Consider the following 15,416-nt stretch of genomic DNA (forward strand, 5'->3'; position numbering starts at 1 on the left):
ATACTTATAAAGACTTACTTGTAATAATAACGCCTAAAACAATTATTAATAAACCTACTACCTTTAATAAGGATATTGATTCATTGAATAGAAATATAGAAGAGAAAAATACAAGTACGAAAGAAAGACTCATAAATGGATAAGCATAACTAATCTCAAATTTCGTCATTGCCCCTATCCATAAGACTGAGGCTACAAAAGCTGACAGAAATCCAGATAAAATATAAATATCTGAAAATACTTTTACTAAAAATCTTAATTTTTCTATCAAAGTTTCAGGCAATGCTCCATATCTTCCTACCCTCCATTTAATTATCAACTGACCATATACAGTAAAGAGGATCGTACCGATAATATAAAAATATCCCATATTTAACCTCATGTCATTTCATAGTTTTTCTCACAAAATTAAACTCTACACTTCCCATAGCCTCATTAGTAACATGTAATAACTTCAGCATCCCTCTACCACAAACAACAGTGGGATTTCCAACAGCATCGATTGACCATATTTTCCCAGGGTATCTAATAGCAAAATTGATATCATCTTGAACTTCACTTTGCCAAACAATAATTTTGTTGTTATCTAAATAAGTATATGCTCCTGGATAAGGGGTACTTATTGCTCTTATAAAATTGAAAATTTCTTCACTTGATTTATTCCAATCAATTTGGCAATCCTCAGGACCTCTCCATGCACTATAAGTCGCCTTAGAATCATCCTGAATTATTCCTTCTAAATCATTTTTCTCTATTCTATCCAACAACTCTATTACGGCTTCCTTGAACAATTCGGATTGCAACGAAATAATCTCTTTAATATACATATCGGAAGTATCTTTTATTCTTTTTTGAATTAATATCGGTCCACTATCGACATCTTGATGGGAAAAGATTACGCTCATCCCAATTTCCTTCTCTCCACATATTACTGCTGTAGGTGTAGGTGCAAAACCTCTATATTTAGGCAACAAAGAGTCGTGAAATATTATGAATTTATTTTCAAGATGATTGTTAATTTCTAATGGTAACAAATAGCGCCACCCTATTGTGATTACCTCTGTTATTTTATATTTTTCAATAAACCCTATTAAGTCTTTCTTCAAATCTCTCCACCACAAGAACTCTATAGTAGATTCACTACAAAATTGTTCAATCTTCTCTGAATAGCTTTCTCTTACATTAACTTCTCTAAAAGTAGATACTAACCCAATAAACTCTTTCCTTTTAGAGTAAACTTCTTTAATAACCTCATAACCTTTCTGGGTCGCTACCAAAAATAATATTCTTTTCATTACATCAGCATCCTTTCATTATTGATATCTTTTTTAGCTATAAATTCTGAAATAATGTATACAGGTCTTTTTTTGACTTCGTCAAATGTTCTACATAGATATACCCCAATAATACCCAAAAGCGAGATAATAAGACCAGACAAAAACCAAATTGACACAATAAGACTTGGCCAGCCTTCGAAACCCTTTATCCCCATTAATGCTCTAATAACAATAAACACAGCGTATGAAAAGGATATAGTAGCAATAAAAAAACCTAATCTAATTGCTAGTCTTAAAGGCTTATCAGAGAAAGCAATAATAACATTAAAAGCAAGTTTAAATAGTTTGGAAAGTGAATAGCTTGATTTACCGTGCTCCCTTTCTTGATGGTTAATATTTACAGATGATCTTTTAAAACCCACCCATTTAACTGTGGTTGGAAAATATTTCAGGGACTCTTTCATACTAACTATAGCATTAATTACCTTTCTGTTATAAATACCAAAGTTAGCAGCTTCCCCATCTTGTTTCGTATCAGTTAAATAACTAAAAAAATGATAAAAAGCTTTTGAAGACATTTTTTTCAAAAAACTATCTTTTCTATTTTTCCTTAGAGCAATTACAATGTCATAGCCTTCGCAAGCTTTCTTGTATAAATTTAATATTTCTTCGGGTGGATCTTGTAAGTCGCAATCCATCACAACAGTCCACTCACCTCTAGCATGGTCCAATCCTGCAGTTATTGCATAGTGCTGCCCAAAATTACGAGATAAGTTTATACCAACTATTTTCTCATCTTGCTCTGCTATTTTTTTGATAATACTCCAAGAATCATCTGGACTGCAATCATTTACTAGTATAATCTCATAGTCCTCTGAGATTATACCTATACTAGATTTTAATCTTGAGCATAAGGGAATTAAACTTTGAGGCGAACCATATACCGGAATCACAACAGAGATACATATATTATTATTTATGTTCATTTGACAAATACCACTCCACTGTCTTCTTTATTCCACTTTCAAAACCCTCTTCTATGTGCCATTTCAATTCTTCTTTAATTTTTGAAGCATCAATAGCATAACGCCTGTCATGACCGGGCCTATCCTTTATAAATTTAATAAGCTGCTTATAAGATGAGAATCCTGTGTTGCTACCTTTTGGTAAAGGTCTGTAGTAATCTAATAGTTCACATACATAATTCGCTATATAATTATTACTACGTTCATTATCTCCACCTATATTATAGGTTTCACCTGACCTCCCCTTATGAAAGACTAAGTCAATTGCTTTACAATGATCCTCTACATATAACCAATCTCTAACGTTTTTACCATCACCATAAATAGGTATATCCTTAAAAGATAAAGCTTTTGTAATAATGGTTGGGATAAGCTTCTCTAAGTGTTGATGAGGGCCATAATTATTTGAACAGTTTGTAGTCACAACATTCATACCATATGTGTGGAAATAGCTCCTAACAACTAAATCAGAACTTGCTTTACTTGCACTATAGGGACTATTAGGGGCATAGGAAGTTTCTTCTGTAAAGTATCCAGTTTCACTAAGTGAGCCATAAACCTCATCTGTAGATATATGATGAAATCTACTATCTCGATATCCTTCCTTCCATTGAAACGGTTCCGACATCCAGTATTTCCTAGCCACATCTAGTAGATTAAATGTACCAATTACATTTGTTTTCATAAACACTTCTGGGTTATTGATAGAGTTATCAACATGTGACTCTGCTGCAAAATGGATGACACCTCTAACATCAAAATGAGCAAATAAATGCTCCAACAGTTGTCTATTGCATATATCTCCCTTAACAAAATAATATCGCTCGTTGTTCCTTAATTTCGAAATATATGAAGTATTACTGGCATAGGTTAATAAATCTAGGTTAATAACTTTATACTTAGGGTTTTGTTTCAAAAAAATCGGAATAAAATTTAAGCCTATGAACCCAGCTCCACCTGTTATTAAAATACACTTCATATCAGTATCCCCTTTCAAATAAGTAAAGAGCCCTTTTAAGAGTAGTAATAAGGAAAAGTATTGTTACTTTCTATAAGGCTTAATAAATAATGACCATACTCACTTTTGATTAGAGGTTTGGCAAGCTCAATTAGCTGTTCCTTATTAATATAGCCCAGTCTATAAGCTATTTCTTCCAAGCAAGCGACCTTAAGCCCTTGTCGCTGTTCGATAGTTTCGATAAACTGAGAAGCTTCAAGAAGAGAATTATGAGTCCCAGTGTCTAGCCAGGCAAATCCTCTACCTAATAATTCTACATTTAATTGTTCATTGTTTAAATAAATATTATTGAGGTCTGTTATCTCTAATTCATTTCTATTGGATGGTTTTATTTCTTTTGCATAACGGACAACTTCGTTATCATAAAAATACAAACCTGTTACAGCATAATTTGACTTAGGGTGTAAAGGCTTTTCTTCTATTAAAGTTACCTTATTTTTGCTATCAAAAGCGACAACACCAAAGCGGGAGGGGTCTTTTACTGGATACGCAAAAATAGTGGCTCCCTTTTTGCGCTGAACTGTTCTCTGCAAAACCGGCGTGAAACCTTGACCGTAAAATATATTATCTCCAAGTATAAGTGCCACATTATCATCTTCAATAAACTGTTCACCAATAATAAATGCATGTGCTAGTCCCTCAGGCTTTTCCTGAACTAAATAAGATAACTTAATTCCCAAATTTTCACCATTACCTAGTAGTTGCTCAAATCGTGGTGTATCCTCTGGCGTTGATATAATTAGAATCTCCCTGATCCCTGCCAACATTAAAACTGATAAAGGATAGTATATCATCGGTTTATCATAAACTGGGAGTAGTTGTTTTGAAATTGACTTTGTCAAGGGGTAGAGTCTAGTCCCACTTCCGCCAGCAAGTACTATACCTTTCATTGGTAACCTCCATAAAATAATTAATTAGGACTTATTAGTTTTGTATCCGTAATTCAGGGTGGGGCGATAAGGCCGCAACGTAAAGAGAAAAAAAGAAAACCAAGCCTGCGTTCAAGAGTAATCATCAGCAAATGAACAGTATTGATGGAAAGGCTCATCTGTGAAAGGCACACTCAAATAAGGTCAAGGCCACACTTGAACTTGACTTTTCGAATTTCCCTTCGAACGCATTACATTCAACGATATCCTTTTTGTTCAAGTTCCGCTGCTTGCTTGTCGACCTATCTTTCAGCGGTCGCCCCCAAACCGGGAAGCTAAACTTGATGTGATAAATTTTTTATCCGCCTTAATAGCAGCCGGATAACAATCACACACCACAGAGGTAGTTTTCAATCATCTTCATCAGCGTTGTACTTACGTTGAGGTTGTTCCAAGACATACGATCCACAAGTCCGCAACCGTTCGCAATTCTGACGGTGATTTCCGCGACAACCTTTACGTTCGCTTTCACTTCCCACACACGATAGGGCGGATAGTTGGCAGATGAATACTCACAATCAGTCTTCGCTCTAGTGCCGCCGAACCTGTAAAGACTCTCAACTGTTGACATACGACTCTTGAATCCTCAACGCATCTTAACTTGCCCGACGATGATGATGAGGTCCCTTTCAATGAAGCCAAGCTACTATCGAATTGCTTTCTAAATCACTTTGTTCTCTGTCTTCGGTGCTTGCGCACTTTTCACATTAAGTACGGCTTCTCGATTTATCCTTTACTGTCTAGTGCAGTGTATCCCATTATCGCTTCGAGCTTCTTGCCGCTTTCTATGTCGGTCAATGGCATTCGCTCTTGAATGTTGATCGCTCCAAGCCCCATCCGCATACTGATCATCTACAGACCGCGAAAAGTGTTTATGAAAAATCTTTTTTCTGAATTCCCCTATAGTTCCAGCCCCCCAATCGTAGCCATCGATTAACTTCATCGAGAATACGCCGAAAGGTAAAAAGAAATCGCCTAGAGGATAAATTGATTGTCTAGATGATCAGCCGCCTGAACAAGCTCATCACTCCATGTGCAAAGATTTTGGCTAGTTTCCAGAGCTATCTTTGCATAAGATTTCGACAAACTTGCCTCAACTCCTTGTTGTTATGCTGTTTATTGGCGAATCGAGATTCTATAAGTCCTAATTATTCAATACGCATAGGATAACTTCCTTACAAAAAGTAGAGGGGATAGGTTTGCTTTTTAAATGTTTTTCCTACTTAGTTAAAATATAAGAAATATCCTTATTCCAAGTTAGAATCGTAAAATCTTTTATTTGATAAATATTCTCCGGTTCACCAAACTTTCTTATTAAAACATCTTGGTTAATATTCCCCCAATTGGAACTATCAAAAACAACAAAATTCGCCTTATCATTATACCAACTGCTTTTGGATAGCCAGGGATACGGAGTTATATCTTTTTCATTTACAATTGGTCTTACTCTAACTTCTTCATCACTCTCTAAAGTAATTATAGACGAATTCCAGTATGATCCATAACCATATTTCAATCCCTTACCCCGCAAAAATTCTGTAACTTCCGCATGAAAAGCCACGGGCTTCTTGTATTCTACCTTTTGAAGAGTTGTAACAAAATAAAAGGCTAGGAGTATGAATAACACTGCAGTTATTTTTTTGTCTTCTAATCTATTTAAAGCATATTTACCAAGATAAATAGAAAAAAAGACAAACCCAGGTATAATATATCTTGTTGTCGCTAGATCAATTGGCATGTTACTGCCAACATATTCAATTACATTTAGACAAACTGCAAGAATCAAGAATAATTCAAATGTTGATACTTTCATATTTATAGCTCTAACTGCTCGATAACACACCCAGCAAATCAAAATAAAAGTAAACAAATGAATAATTATGATTAGCGTGGAAACTGACATTGGTTTCCCAGTAAAGTTAGCTCCATATAATTCTAAAATACCTTTTAGGGCTAACCCCAAGTTCTTTTTTAACTCCTCAATTTCTAAAAAACGTATGGTTCCAACACTAGGAATGCTGAGATCTATAACAATAAGTACTATTTTCGATAAAACATAAGACATTATTACTGTTAATAGTGAGTAAATCTCATGCCTATCTCTGAAAATCCGGTACAGGCAAGCAAGTGAGAATGGAAGTACAAAGAACCATATAGCAAAAGGATCAGAAATCAGTACTATTGTTGTCGAAAAAAATAAGGAACCATACTTAATATATATATTATGGGCATGTTCCCAAACAAAAAGACCAATTAAGCAGTAAACAAGCGAACTTATGTGCATTGGACCAGAAAATACCATATTTGAAAGAAACAAATTAGGGACCGCAAGAATGGAAAATGTAACTATTGCTCCTCTATAAGAAAATTTTTCGCCACTTTTTGCGCTTATCCACACACTTATGACAACTAATAAACCATACAATAAAGCGCTACTAACATAAATTACGTTAGTTGAAAAACCTACTATAGGTATCATCAAAGAATAAATAAGCAAATCTGTAGATATATAGGCTCCAGTCGATAAGTACCACTCTCTTAAGAAAATATTCCCTTCAAGCATATCTTTAGCTTGTAGCACACTGTTTGCACCATCTGAATTCATCGGAACCCTAAGAGATAGAAAATAGTAATAAGAAGATACAAAACAAATAAAAACAAGTGTTAGGCCAATAAACCTAAATAGTTTCATATACGCCTCCGCTATTTAAAAATGCTATGAACTTAAATAGTAGTGATACTGCCTTATAACTAGGGATAACAATACCTTTAAGATTTAGTTTGAAGCTACTCAAAGTTAAAATTAGGATTTTAGGAAGTGGATTAATTCTGAGAAAATATGAAAAAGTTCTATCTCTCATAAAGAGTACTTAATGACAATACACCATTATATTAATTAGAAAACATTCAATATTTATCAATGACGTAAAATAGTTTGTGTACCAAGTATTGGGCCTAACCGGCACAAAAAAAGTAGGGTATCCTCGGGACTGCGACACCACCAAGGAGGAACCCTACTCGATGACTACTATACCCGAAAACCTGCTTTCAGATCTATTTGAAAATGTTGTCACTCAATTCGTAAAGGAAAACCTGGAGTCGATCATGAAGGCGGAAATGAAGCACTTCATGGAAGACGAGCAGGAAGGGCAGCGTAACAGCCGTAACGGCTACTACAAACGCAGCCTCCACACCAAGTACGGACACATTGAAGACCTCGAAGTGCCGCGGGATCGCAATGGCCAGTTTCAGACGCATGTGTTCGAGCCGTACCAACGTCGAGACGGTTGGCTGGAGGAAGCCCGTGATCCAGATGTACAAAGGCGGCATGGGAATCCGGGACGTGGCTCGCTTTATCGAGGGTATGTTCGGCAGCCACTATTCGCCTACAACGGTCAGCAACATTACGGCAACCGTCCTCGAAGACATTCAGACCTGGCAGCAGCGCCCGCTGCAAAAGCGTTACGCCGTCATTTACTTGGACGGTCTCTACGTCAAGCTCAAACGCAGCACCGTGAGCGGCGAAGTCATCTACTTTGCCATGGGCGTCGACGAGGACGGGAGCCGTCAGATCCTCGGCTTTTACGTCGGCGGCCAGGAGAGCGCAAACGGCTGGCGCGAGGTACTCAAGGATCTGTACAACCGCGGCGCCACCGAGGTCCTGCTCGGCGTATTTGACGGCCTGGCGGGGCTTGAGGAGGCTTTCCGCGAGACGTATCCGAAATCGGACGTGCAGCACTGCGTCGTGCACAAGGTTCGGGCCACGTTCCATAAGAAATGAAGGCATGAAGGAGCAATTGCCGACGCTGCTTACCTTCTACAAATATCCGCTTTTAATCAAGGACGCCATCTACACCTCCAATCCAATCGTGCGGATGAACAAAGAAATTCGCAAGCGGCTTAAACCGATGAACGGTTTGACCAACATGGATGCTGCCGAAAAGATTTTATATCGCGAGGTCATCGACTATAACGAACGCTTCAAGAGCCCCGTCATCCGTGGCTTTGGAGATCCTGCTGTAAGGAAAAAACTCGCTGAGATGTTTGAGGAACGGTCCCCCCGCTGATGAAAGGGCAAAAGCGGAATCGAACTCCCGCGCCTTCGCTTGGGCTACGCTTTCCAGCTTCACGATATCTGTACGCACATAACGATGAGATACCTTACTTACACAAACTTCTTGACGCTACCTATTTATGTTGTCCAGATCGTTTTTTTTGATAGGGAAATACAGTTTAATGAATGAATTCTAGTTTTAAACACTGGCCTCCATACTATTCTCACGCTCATATTTCGACTATGACTCGTTGCTTATTAAATATATTCAAGAATCAATCATTATCAATTTTCAACGAGTGCACCCAAAGACCTATTAAACGATTATCTTCTGAAATTCCTAATTGTTTTGGAGAAACAAGATCTTTTGACTGAAATTGCAGATGCAAAAAACCATCTGCTTCAATAAAGTTTTTGGGTATTTTCACTTTAAGTTCTTGTTGAATTTCCGGCTCAACACTTATCTCCTGAAGTAACTTTTGATTAATAAAAATATTTATTTTTCTTGGGCCTTGCTTAGAAAAGGCTGTTGCATTTATAGTTAAAACCTGATCGGCATTTATTGCATCTTTATTCATAACAAAGAATACGTTAGCCCATTCACCATCAGTCCACGTGCCCCACTCCTCCATATGCGACCATCCAGTACCGAGAAATTTAATACTTTCCTTGCCACTTAACCCACTTCCAAAATCAACGGTTTCCCCAGTTGTATAATCTAATGCATCATTACCAGACCATTCAACCAGTTCTTTTTCAATGTAATATAGACGGTATGCATGGCTTACATTGGGATTTATTGACCAGAAAAGTACCTGCAAATACCAAACAATCAGGCATACAGAGAATGCATAAAAAGATGTCTTTCTTATCAATTTAAATCCTCCTAAGGTGCAAGCGGTTGTGTTAAATACCACATAAACAAAAGTAGAATATTGAGAGCTCCCAATAAAATTATTAATAACCATTTGTATTTATTGAATCTACTGATGTAATCATTAACAGCTAAGACCAGTACTACTGATCCAATGATATATCTTGGTACTGTTTCGAGGCCTGAAATCATTGGGATTAGCATAATGAAAGCACCGAATAATCCTTCAGAATAATGTTTCTTTCTAACCAAATATAACGAACCAATAAACCCAAAAATCCCCAAAACTAATAAATAACGATCTGAAATACTACCTACTAAGCCCCTAAAAACTGATATGGATACATTACTATAAATGTCACTCAATACAGTTTGAGTATTTTTAAACGCTAATGGATCACCAATGTAAAAATATAAAAAAGTCATATATAAAAACAGTCCAGAGGGAACTAATAATAAAGAAAGCAACTTTTTTTCATTTTTAAGAACATTTACTAGAAATTCTCGTGGTTTTTCACCCTTTCTCTGGCTTTCCAAGAACATCTTAAATATTAATGGTATTAAAATAACAACCCCCAAAGGTCTCGTAAAGGATAATAGTGCACCAATAATCCCCGACATAATCCATCTTTTTTGCTCTAAAAAATAAAAAGACAGTATCACTAGCAATATAAATAGAGAATCTGTACTCAATGCAGAGAAATAAAAAGAATATGGACCTAAGGCTATCAACAATATGGCTGTAGTTGCACTAATTTTACCTCTTGTTAAGGAAACGTATCGATAAGTATAATATAAAGCTACTGTCAGGAAAGCTGTTGAGAGAACTGCTCCAGCTTGGTTAGTCGAAAGGTTGCTTATTTTAACTAACCCAGTCACTAACAAAGGATACAAAGAAAAAAAAGCCGAATTAGCTGTAATTCCTTCCTCAGTAGTCGGTTCCTTTAAATATCCGTTTTCAATAACGCTAGCATACCATCCTGAGTGTCCTTGATTTAAAATATCAAAAATCGACATATGTGAATCATGAATAGAACTCCATATATATCCTGAAACCAAATATATTCCCTTTGACAATAACATTACTGCACATGCTAAGTAAAAAACCATTAATTTTTCCGACCGCAATTTCGCTCATTCCCTCATAACTCATATATTAGATTAATTAAATTAATTATTTAATATAACATCACACTTTTTCACGGGAGACTACTTCGATTACATGGACATACTTCTCTTTAATCACGTTCCAATCATAGTTTTGAGTCGCGTATTTATATCCATTAACTCCAAGTCGGCTGGATAATGCCGGTTCTTGAATAAGCAGTTCTAAACAAGCTTTAAACTCTTCATAATCGGTATAAAATAAGCCGGAATTTCCCCTCTCACAGTGGCCTCGTAACACATCGCAATGTCCGTTAACCAATACTGTCTTCTTCATCAAAAAACTTTCAAGTACTACCATTGACAAGCTTTCATATTTTGACGGCATTACCAAGCATTCAGCATTCGAGATTGCTGCGAATTTATCTTCTTCAGAGACAAATCCGAGTGAAACGATGTCAGGATGAACCGGAATATCCATTACTGATTTACCAATTAACAAAAGTTTTACCTTTGTTTTTCTTTCAACTTTATATTTTAAGAAGAACTCAAACATTTCCTTGCAGCCCTTCGATTCGTCTATTCTTCCCACATATACGATATAAGGTGATTCAATATGGTATTTTTCTAGAAATTCGTGATAAGACAATTCCACTTGGGGTGTGTACGCTCCTACACCTACAATTTCGCTTGATCTATTCGATTGGGGAGATATTCGATCAATCAATTGCTTTTCTTCATGTGTATTATACAAAATAAATCTTGGCAAATAAAAAAGCGACTTGTATGATTTTAAATAAATCGGAGGCTCATCATGTGCCGTCGGAATCAAAACCGCCTTTTCCGGGACAACTTGCAGCCCAAAGAATGTTGTATAGTATAAGTAAGTAAAAAAGAATATTGCACTATACTCATTTTTGTGTTTGCCCAAAAAATCAAGCAAGTCGTTGCACTCGGGCCCCTGAAGCCTTATCCATTCCATTTCAGAAAAAAATGTACTAGTTTCAACATCTCGAAACAACTTTTCCGAAAACTGATTAAATCTCTTTACATCCCTTGTTTTAGAAGAGAACCGGCGAACTGTTACGTTATTTATGATTTCAATATCCGTTTCATAAAAATCTTCCCAAGTCATATAATCGAGCGCTTTAGTGGTGAGAATATCAACATCAAACTCATCGGCCAGAAGTTCCGCAATTAGCCTACAGTGATATTCAGCCCCTCCATTCACTTCCAAGCCGTATCTTTGAACCACAAAAGCTACTCTTTGCTTCATGACTTTATTACGTCCCCCTATATTATTCCGACGATTTGTTCGATATAAGTCCTAAACATTAGCTTTGTATGATCCTTAGAGAAATGTTGGAGACGCTCCTCTCGATTTACTTTTAGTCGATACCCAAGCTTATCATCTTTCAGAACCAAATCGATTAATTCCGCTGCATACATATAATCTTTTTCTAATAGAAGCAAGCCCGCATTCGATAATGTTTCTCCGACGGCACTACTCTTGAAAGCTACAATCGGCAAATCGAATTTCATTGCTTCTAGAAGAGGCACGCAAAACCCTTCATGTTCACTCATACATAAGAATAAATCCGCAGTTCGATAATATGCTAGAATGTGTTCGAAAGGCAAATGCCCGGTAATTACTACATCTTGAAGCTGTAATGAATCGATCAAACGTGTCAATTCATCATAATAACGCTCTAATCCATGATATGAACCTACCAAAGTCAATCTAGATTTCGGATTAATATATTTTTTGTAGTAAAAAAAAGCCTTTATAATATCATCTTGTTTCTTATTTGGAGCAATTCTTCCGACAAATACGATATTCACCCAATCATCTGAGAATTTGTTTATGATTCCGCGATCTGGTTGTAAATCGTAATCCTCGAAATTAATAATGATGGGAACAACTTGCGTATTTTTATACCCATATTGATTCAATTCCTGACTGTTATATTCGGAAACTGCCATAGAGAAATCAAAAAGTGAAGAAAGTCTCTCCAGTTGATTTCTCCCCTGCTCGCAAAGCATCCGACTAACTCCACTGTATCCTTTAAAAAAATGTGGTGGAGTAATATTGTGATAATAGACTATTTTTTTCGAGGTGAAACGGTGCAAAACCTCCGCAACCTCACTCCCAGTCGACATATGATAAATTACCGGTTGATCACTCGGGCAATCCATAAAATGTTTTGCATGTTTTGACATTTTCGGTTGGATATTTTGAGCGTATATATTCGACGTTATCCCCATATCTCGAAGAACTTTCATCATATTCACCGCTGAATTGCTGACAGCATCTCCATAACTGATTGTCGGCAATAGCTGGTTTATCATCATTTTGCTTCACCATCCATACAAGCTTCAATAAAACGTTGATAGTTCTCTATAACACAGTCCCATGTAAAGTTGGATTGGACAAAGCTATATCCGTTGTTCCCTAAAGCATCTCCTAAGTTTAAATGAGTCAAAAGTAAATCTAAACAGGCTTCGAATTCATCGTATTGACAAAAATATAGTCCCCCGTTTGACTGTTCGACGAAACGCTTCGTAACCTCACACTTCTCATAGACGAGTACAGGTCGCTTCGCTTGCCAGCTTTCCATAATGACTAATGAGAAACTTTCAAACGACGAGGGATTGCAAAGAACTTGTGCTGCTCCATAGGCATTGTATTTATCTTCTTCCGTCACAAAGCCTAGATCATAAATGTCATCTTCAGAATGGTAAGAACGATCCCCACCTCCTCCTCCAATCAGCACAAGCTTTAGCGTAGAATTCGGGCGATTTATTTTGTATCGATTAAAAAAATCCACTAAAATGTCAACGTTTTTTCCATCATCTCTTCTTCCCGCGTATAAAATAAATGGATATGGAATTTTATATTTCTCGCGAAACTGTCCGGGGATAGGCTTAAAGTCCGTTACACCCAAACCGATTACCTTCTGATGAACACATCCGAAATTGTAGTGGGCAGCAGCCCACTCTTGTTCTGCAATCGAATTAAAAATGATTCCTTTAACTCGTGAATATACTTCTTTAAATCTAGTAAAGTATGCGTAGCTTTCATCATGGAAAGCCGGGAATAGAATCGCTTTATCGTATACTTGTTGAACTCCATGGTACGTAGTACCGAACATATACGGTGTAAAAATAAATGCGTCGAATTGTTCTTTATGCCCCAGTAAATATTTTTCAAGATCAGGACTGTTCACCGATTCAGCAAGATAAGCGTCCTCTTCATTAAGAGACACGCTAATATTCTTCATTAATTTGGCATTTATCGAATCGAATAGCTGGACGTTTCTTTTCCTTACAGAGAAACGGAGTACATGAACACCATTAATGATTTCCAGTCCAGGTTTATGATAATCTACATTCCAATCACTGTGAAACTGTTTTACACATGTCGTGAGAACGTATACTTCCACTCCGGATTGTCTAAGTCGCTCCGATAGATTTCTGCATGCAGATTCAGTCCCGCCGGAAATATTCGCTCCATACCAAGGGGTCACAAAGGCAATCTTTAAACCCACTTTACATTTTCACCCCCGTTATTTTTGAGAAGCGATGTAGTAGTCTTGGCATCCGAAAATAATCCGGTTCCAGTGTTCAATCGTTTCATTAAAGAGATCTAGATTCCCAATAGGCAATCCATTAGCTTCCAATTTGGGCAGCTGTAAATAGGCGTCATTTGGAGACATGTAGTTTACTTCACTTTTTACAAACCCTGCTGTTTCGCAAATGAATTTTAATGTAAGTGGATGCACTGGCTTTATATGTGTTGGATCCATATAAAAGCTTTGTGTAAAAACTGACATCGTTTGAGGATTCGGTGTTTCTGCAATAAACCAGCCTGTCGGTTTCAACTTTTGATGCGATAGCTTGATGAGTTCTATAAGTTGCCCTGTACCTAAATGTTCAATAACATGGCTTAAAAAAATACCATCAACACTGCCATCATCCATAGTTCGAAGGTATTTAAGAATATCGGATTGAATGATAGGAAACCCTCTTTCTTGACAAAACGAAACCATATCATCGTTGAGATCTACGGAGGTTACAAGAATTCCTTGCTCAAGGAGCAGCTCCGTGAATTCTCCTCGTCCACACCCCAAATCTAAAACCTTGGACCCATTGTTAAAATACTGTAGATAGTGCTTCTGTTTTTCTTTAATTTGCTCTCGGGTCCCTCTGTAATATTCCTCAAACAAAAAATAATCAAAATCCAGTGAATCTTCTTGCGACTCAGAATCGTTTGCCTCAACAGTTGGCAAAACAGACGTACTTTGGAGCATGCTCACTTTTCGCACGTTCCTCTCTATTCGCCGAAGCCGCTCGGCAGATATACGAGCTGAGGATGTCCATTGGTTTGTTTGTTCCCGTATTCCACGCAACTCGGAGCTGAGAACATCCGAAGAGCTGCGAAGTTCGTGAGCAATCCTTTCGTCATTCTGCTCTGTATTCATCCGAAGAACATCCAGCCGGTGATCACTGTCAAGGGCTTGCTCTGCCCATTGGTTTTGAAGCGACACCATTCGCTCTGTCATTTCATTATGAGCTTCTTGCAACTTCTGGGCCAGCTCTTCATTCGCTTCTTGCAACTTCTGGGTCAGCTCTTCATTCGCTTCTTCCAGTTTATCGATACGTTCAAAAAGGATTTCATACCGTTCAGTTTGTTGGTTATTCTGTTCTCGCTCGGCCGCCACCTCCTGAAGCATTTCTTTAATATTTATACTTGCGGAGTCTTTGTTTCTTGAGTTTTCCATTTGCTTCATCAAATCAACCATACTATTAAACATTCGTACGGCATTTGCATTAAAATCGATCTGTTTCTCTACAATGGGGCTAATATACCATCTAAGCATTTTTCTAATGACTTTCTTGAAGAATACAATAATTTTCCCAATAAATCTTCGATGCGAAAATATTGGGGAATCAGGGGAATAACCCCAAATGCGATTTAAGATATAATGATGTTCCTCAATATCAGTAAAATTGTAAGAGCTCTCACGCGGCAACTCAAATGTTTCTTTCTTATAGCCACGATTGGACAAATTCGCTTTGATTTGACGCATTAGATCTTTGACATCAATTTCTTTATCGTTGAACTCAATCTTCAT

General features: G+C 37.1%; 14 protein-coding genes and 2 pseudogenes. 3 read left to right on the forward strand and 13 right to left on the reverse strand.

The features are described 5' to 3' along the window. Positions 1 to 4: 4 nt before the first annotated feature. From ABD796_RS08275 to ABD796_RS08300, 7 genes and pseudogenes are all read right to left on the reverse strand, one after another. Entirely contained in the window at positions 5 to 370 is a 366-nt protein-coding gene (locus ABD796_RS08275; RefSeq protein ID WP_344905722.1) for a DMT family transporter, read from the reverse strand. Positions 371 to 383: 13 nt separating this feature from the next. Beyond that, on the reverse strand, positions 384 to 1,295 hold the full coding sequence (locus ABD796_RS08280) for a methionyl-tRNA formyltransferase (protein ID WP_344905725.1): 912 nt from the start codon (positions 1,293 to 1,295) through the stop codon (positions 384 to 386). Next, a complete protein-coding gene (locus ABD796_RS08285) occupies positions 1,295 to 2,263 on the reverse strand; it encodes a glycosyltransferase family 2 protein (RefSeq protein ID WP_344905729.1) in 969 nt (322 codons plus the stop codon). The genes ABD796_RS08280 and ABD796_RS08285 overlap by 1 nt, the downstream gene beginning before the upstream one ends. Next, positions 2,250 to 3,281, reverse strand: coding sequence for a dTDP-glucose 4,6-dehydratase (gene rfbB / locus ABD796_RS08290; protein WP_344905732.1), 1,032 nt, complete (start codon positions 3,279 to 3,281; stop codon positions 2,250 to 2,252). The genes ABD796_RS08285 and rfbB overlap by 14 nt, the downstream gene beginning before the upstream one ends. A gap of 35 nt (positions 3,282 to 3,316) precedes the next feature. Continuing rightward, entirely contained in the window at positions 3,317 to 4,210 is an 894-nt protein-coding gene (gene rfbA / locus ABD796_RS08295; RefSeq protein WP_344905735.1) for a glucose-1-phosphate thymidylyltransferase RfbA, read from the reverse strand. A gap of 819 nt (positions 4,211 to 5,029) precedes the next feature. Then, positions 5,030 to 5,308 (reverse strand): annotated as a pseudogene (locus ABD796_RS35620) (hypothetical protein); the annotation flags it as partial. A 160-nt stretch (positions 5,309 to 5,468) separates the two neighbouring features. Further along, positions 5,469 to 6,941: a hypothetical protein gene (locus ABD796_RS08300; protein WP_344905737.1), complete on the reverse strand. Its 1,473-nt coding sequence runs from the start codon at positions 6,939 to 6,941 to the stop codon at positions 5,469 to 5,471. A gap of 413 nt (positions 6,942 to 7,354) precedes the next feature. Here ABD796_RS08300 and ABD796_RS35625 point away from each other — a divergent pair. From ABD796_RS35625 to ABD796_RS35635, 3 genes and pseudogenes are all read left to right on the forward strand, one after another. Beyond that, positions 7,355 to 7,486, forward strand: a pseudogene (locus ABD796_RS35625) (transposase); the annotation flags it as partial. 19 nt (positions 7,487 to 7,505) lie between these two features. Beyond that, complete coding sequence (locus tag ABD796_RS35630; protein ID WP_425566861.1) at positions 7,506 to 8,030, forward strand: IS256 family transposase; 525 nt, start codon at positions 7,506 to 7,508, stop codon at positions 8,028 to 8,030. 4 nt (positions 8,031 to 8,034) lie between these two features. Continuing rightward, positions 8,035 to 8,316, forward strand: a complete 282-nt coding sequence (locus tag ABD796_RS35635; RefSeq protein ID WP_425566855.1) for a transposase — start codon at positions 8,035 to 8,037, stop codon at positions 8,314 to 8,316. Between the two features lie 262 nt (positions 8,317 to 8,578). Here the strand turns inward: ABD796_RS35635 and ABD796_RS08310 are convergent, their stop codons facing one another. The 6 genes from ABD796_RS08310 to ABD796_RS08335 all read right to left on the reverse strand — a co-directional run bounded on the left by ABD796_RS08310 (position 8,579) and on the right by ABD796_RS08335 (position 15,416). After that, positions 8,579 to 9,178: a DUF7024 domain-containing protein gene (locus ABD796_RS08310; RefSeq protein ID WP_344905740.1), complete on the reverse strand. Its 600-nt coding sequence runs from the start codon at positions 9,176 to 9,178 to the stop codon at positions 8,579 to 8,581. Positions 9,179 to 9,189: 11 nt separating this feature from the next. Beyond that, on the reverse strand, positions 9,190 to 10,305 hold the full coding sequence (locus ABD796_RS08315) for a hypothetical protein (RefSeq protein ID WP_344905743.1): 1,116 nt from the start codon (positions 10,303 to 10,305) through the stop codon (positions 9,190 to 9,192). 61 nt (positions 10,306 to 10,366) lie between these two features. Next, complete coding sequence (locus ABD796_RS08320; RefSeq protein ID WP_344905745.1) at positions 10,367 to 11,557, reverse strand: glycosyltransferase family 4 protein; 1,191 nt, start codon at positions 11,555 to 11,557, stop codon at positions 10,367 to 10,369. Between the two features lie 17 nt (positions 11,558 to 11,574). Next, positions 11,575 to 12,633: a glycosyltransferase family 4 protein gene (locus ABD796_RS08325; protein WP_344905748.1), complete on the reverse strand. Its 1,059-nt coding sequence runs from the start codon at positions 12,631 to 12,633 to the stop codon at positions 11,575 to 11,577. Continuing rightward, the gene (locus ABD796_RS08330) at positions 12,630 to 13,829 is read right to left on the reverse strand and encodes a glycosyltransferase family 4 protein (RefSeq protein ID WP_344905751.1); all 1,200 of its coding nucleotides are present in this window, start codon (positions 13,827 to 13,829) and stop codon (positions 12,630 to 12,632) included. Before ABD796_RS08330 ends, ABD796_RS08325 begins: the two co-directional genes overlap by 4 nt. Positions 13,830 to 13,847: 18 nt before the next feature. Then, the gene (locus tag ABD796_RS08335; protein ID WP_344905754.1) at positions 13,848 to 15,416 is read right to left on the reverse strand and encodes a methyltransferase domain-containing protein; all 1,569 of its coding nucleotides are present in this window, start codon (positions 15,414 to 15,416) and stop codon (positions 13,848 to 13,850) included.

The organism is Paenibacillus hodogayensis (assembly GCF_039536325.1).
Classification (GTDB): domain Bacteria; phylum Bacillota; class Bacilli; order Paenibacillales; family NBRC-103111; genus Paenibacillus_AB; species Paenibacillus_AB hodogayensis.

Bases quoted from the DNA above. Each gene is read 5' to 3' on its own strand.
- ABD796_RS08275 (WP_344905722.1), bottom strand. From the start codon at position 370: ATGGGATATTTTTATATTATCGGTACGATCCTCTTTACTGTATATGGT.
- ABD796_RS08280 (WP_344905725.1), bottom strand. From the start codon at position 1,295: ATGAAAAGAATATTATTTTTGGTAGCGACCCAGAAAGGTTATGAGGTT.
- ABD796_RS08285 (WP_344905729.1), bottom strand. From the start codon at position 2,263: ATGAACATAAATAATAATATATGTATCTCTGTTGTGATTCCGGTATAT.
- rfbB (WP_344905732.1), bottom strand. From the start codon at position 3,281: ATGAAGTGTATTTTAATAACAGGTGGAGCTGGGTTCATAGGCTTAAAT.
- rfbA (WP_344905735.1), bottom strand. From the start codon at position 4,210: ATGAAAGGTATAGTACTTGCTGGCGGAAGTGGGACTAGACTCTACCCC.
- ABD796_RS08300 (WP_344905737.1), bottom strand. From the start codon at position 6,941: ATGAAACTATTTAGGTTTATTGGCCTAACACTTGTTTTTATTTGTTTT.
- ABD796_RS35630 (WP_425566861.1), top strand. From the start codon at position 7,506: ATGTGTTCGAGCCGTACCAACGTCGAGACGGTTGGCTGGAGGAAGCCC.
- ABD796_RS35635 (WP_425566855.1), top strand. From the start codon at position 8,035: ATGAAGGAGCAATTGCCGACGCTGCTTACCTTCTACAAATATCCGCTT.
- ABD796_RS08320 (WP_344905745.1), bottom strand. From the start codon at position 11,557: ATGAAGCAAAGAGTAGCTTTTGTGGTTCAAAGATACGGCTTGGAAGTG.
- ABD796_RS08325 (WP_344905748.1), bottom strand. From the start codon at position 12,633: ATGATGATAAACCAGCTATTGCCGACAATCAGTTATGGAGATGCTGTC.
- ABD796_RS08335 (WP_344905754.1), bottom strand. From the start codon at position 15,416: ATGAAGATTGAGTTCAACGATAAAGAAATTGATGTCAAAGATCTAATG.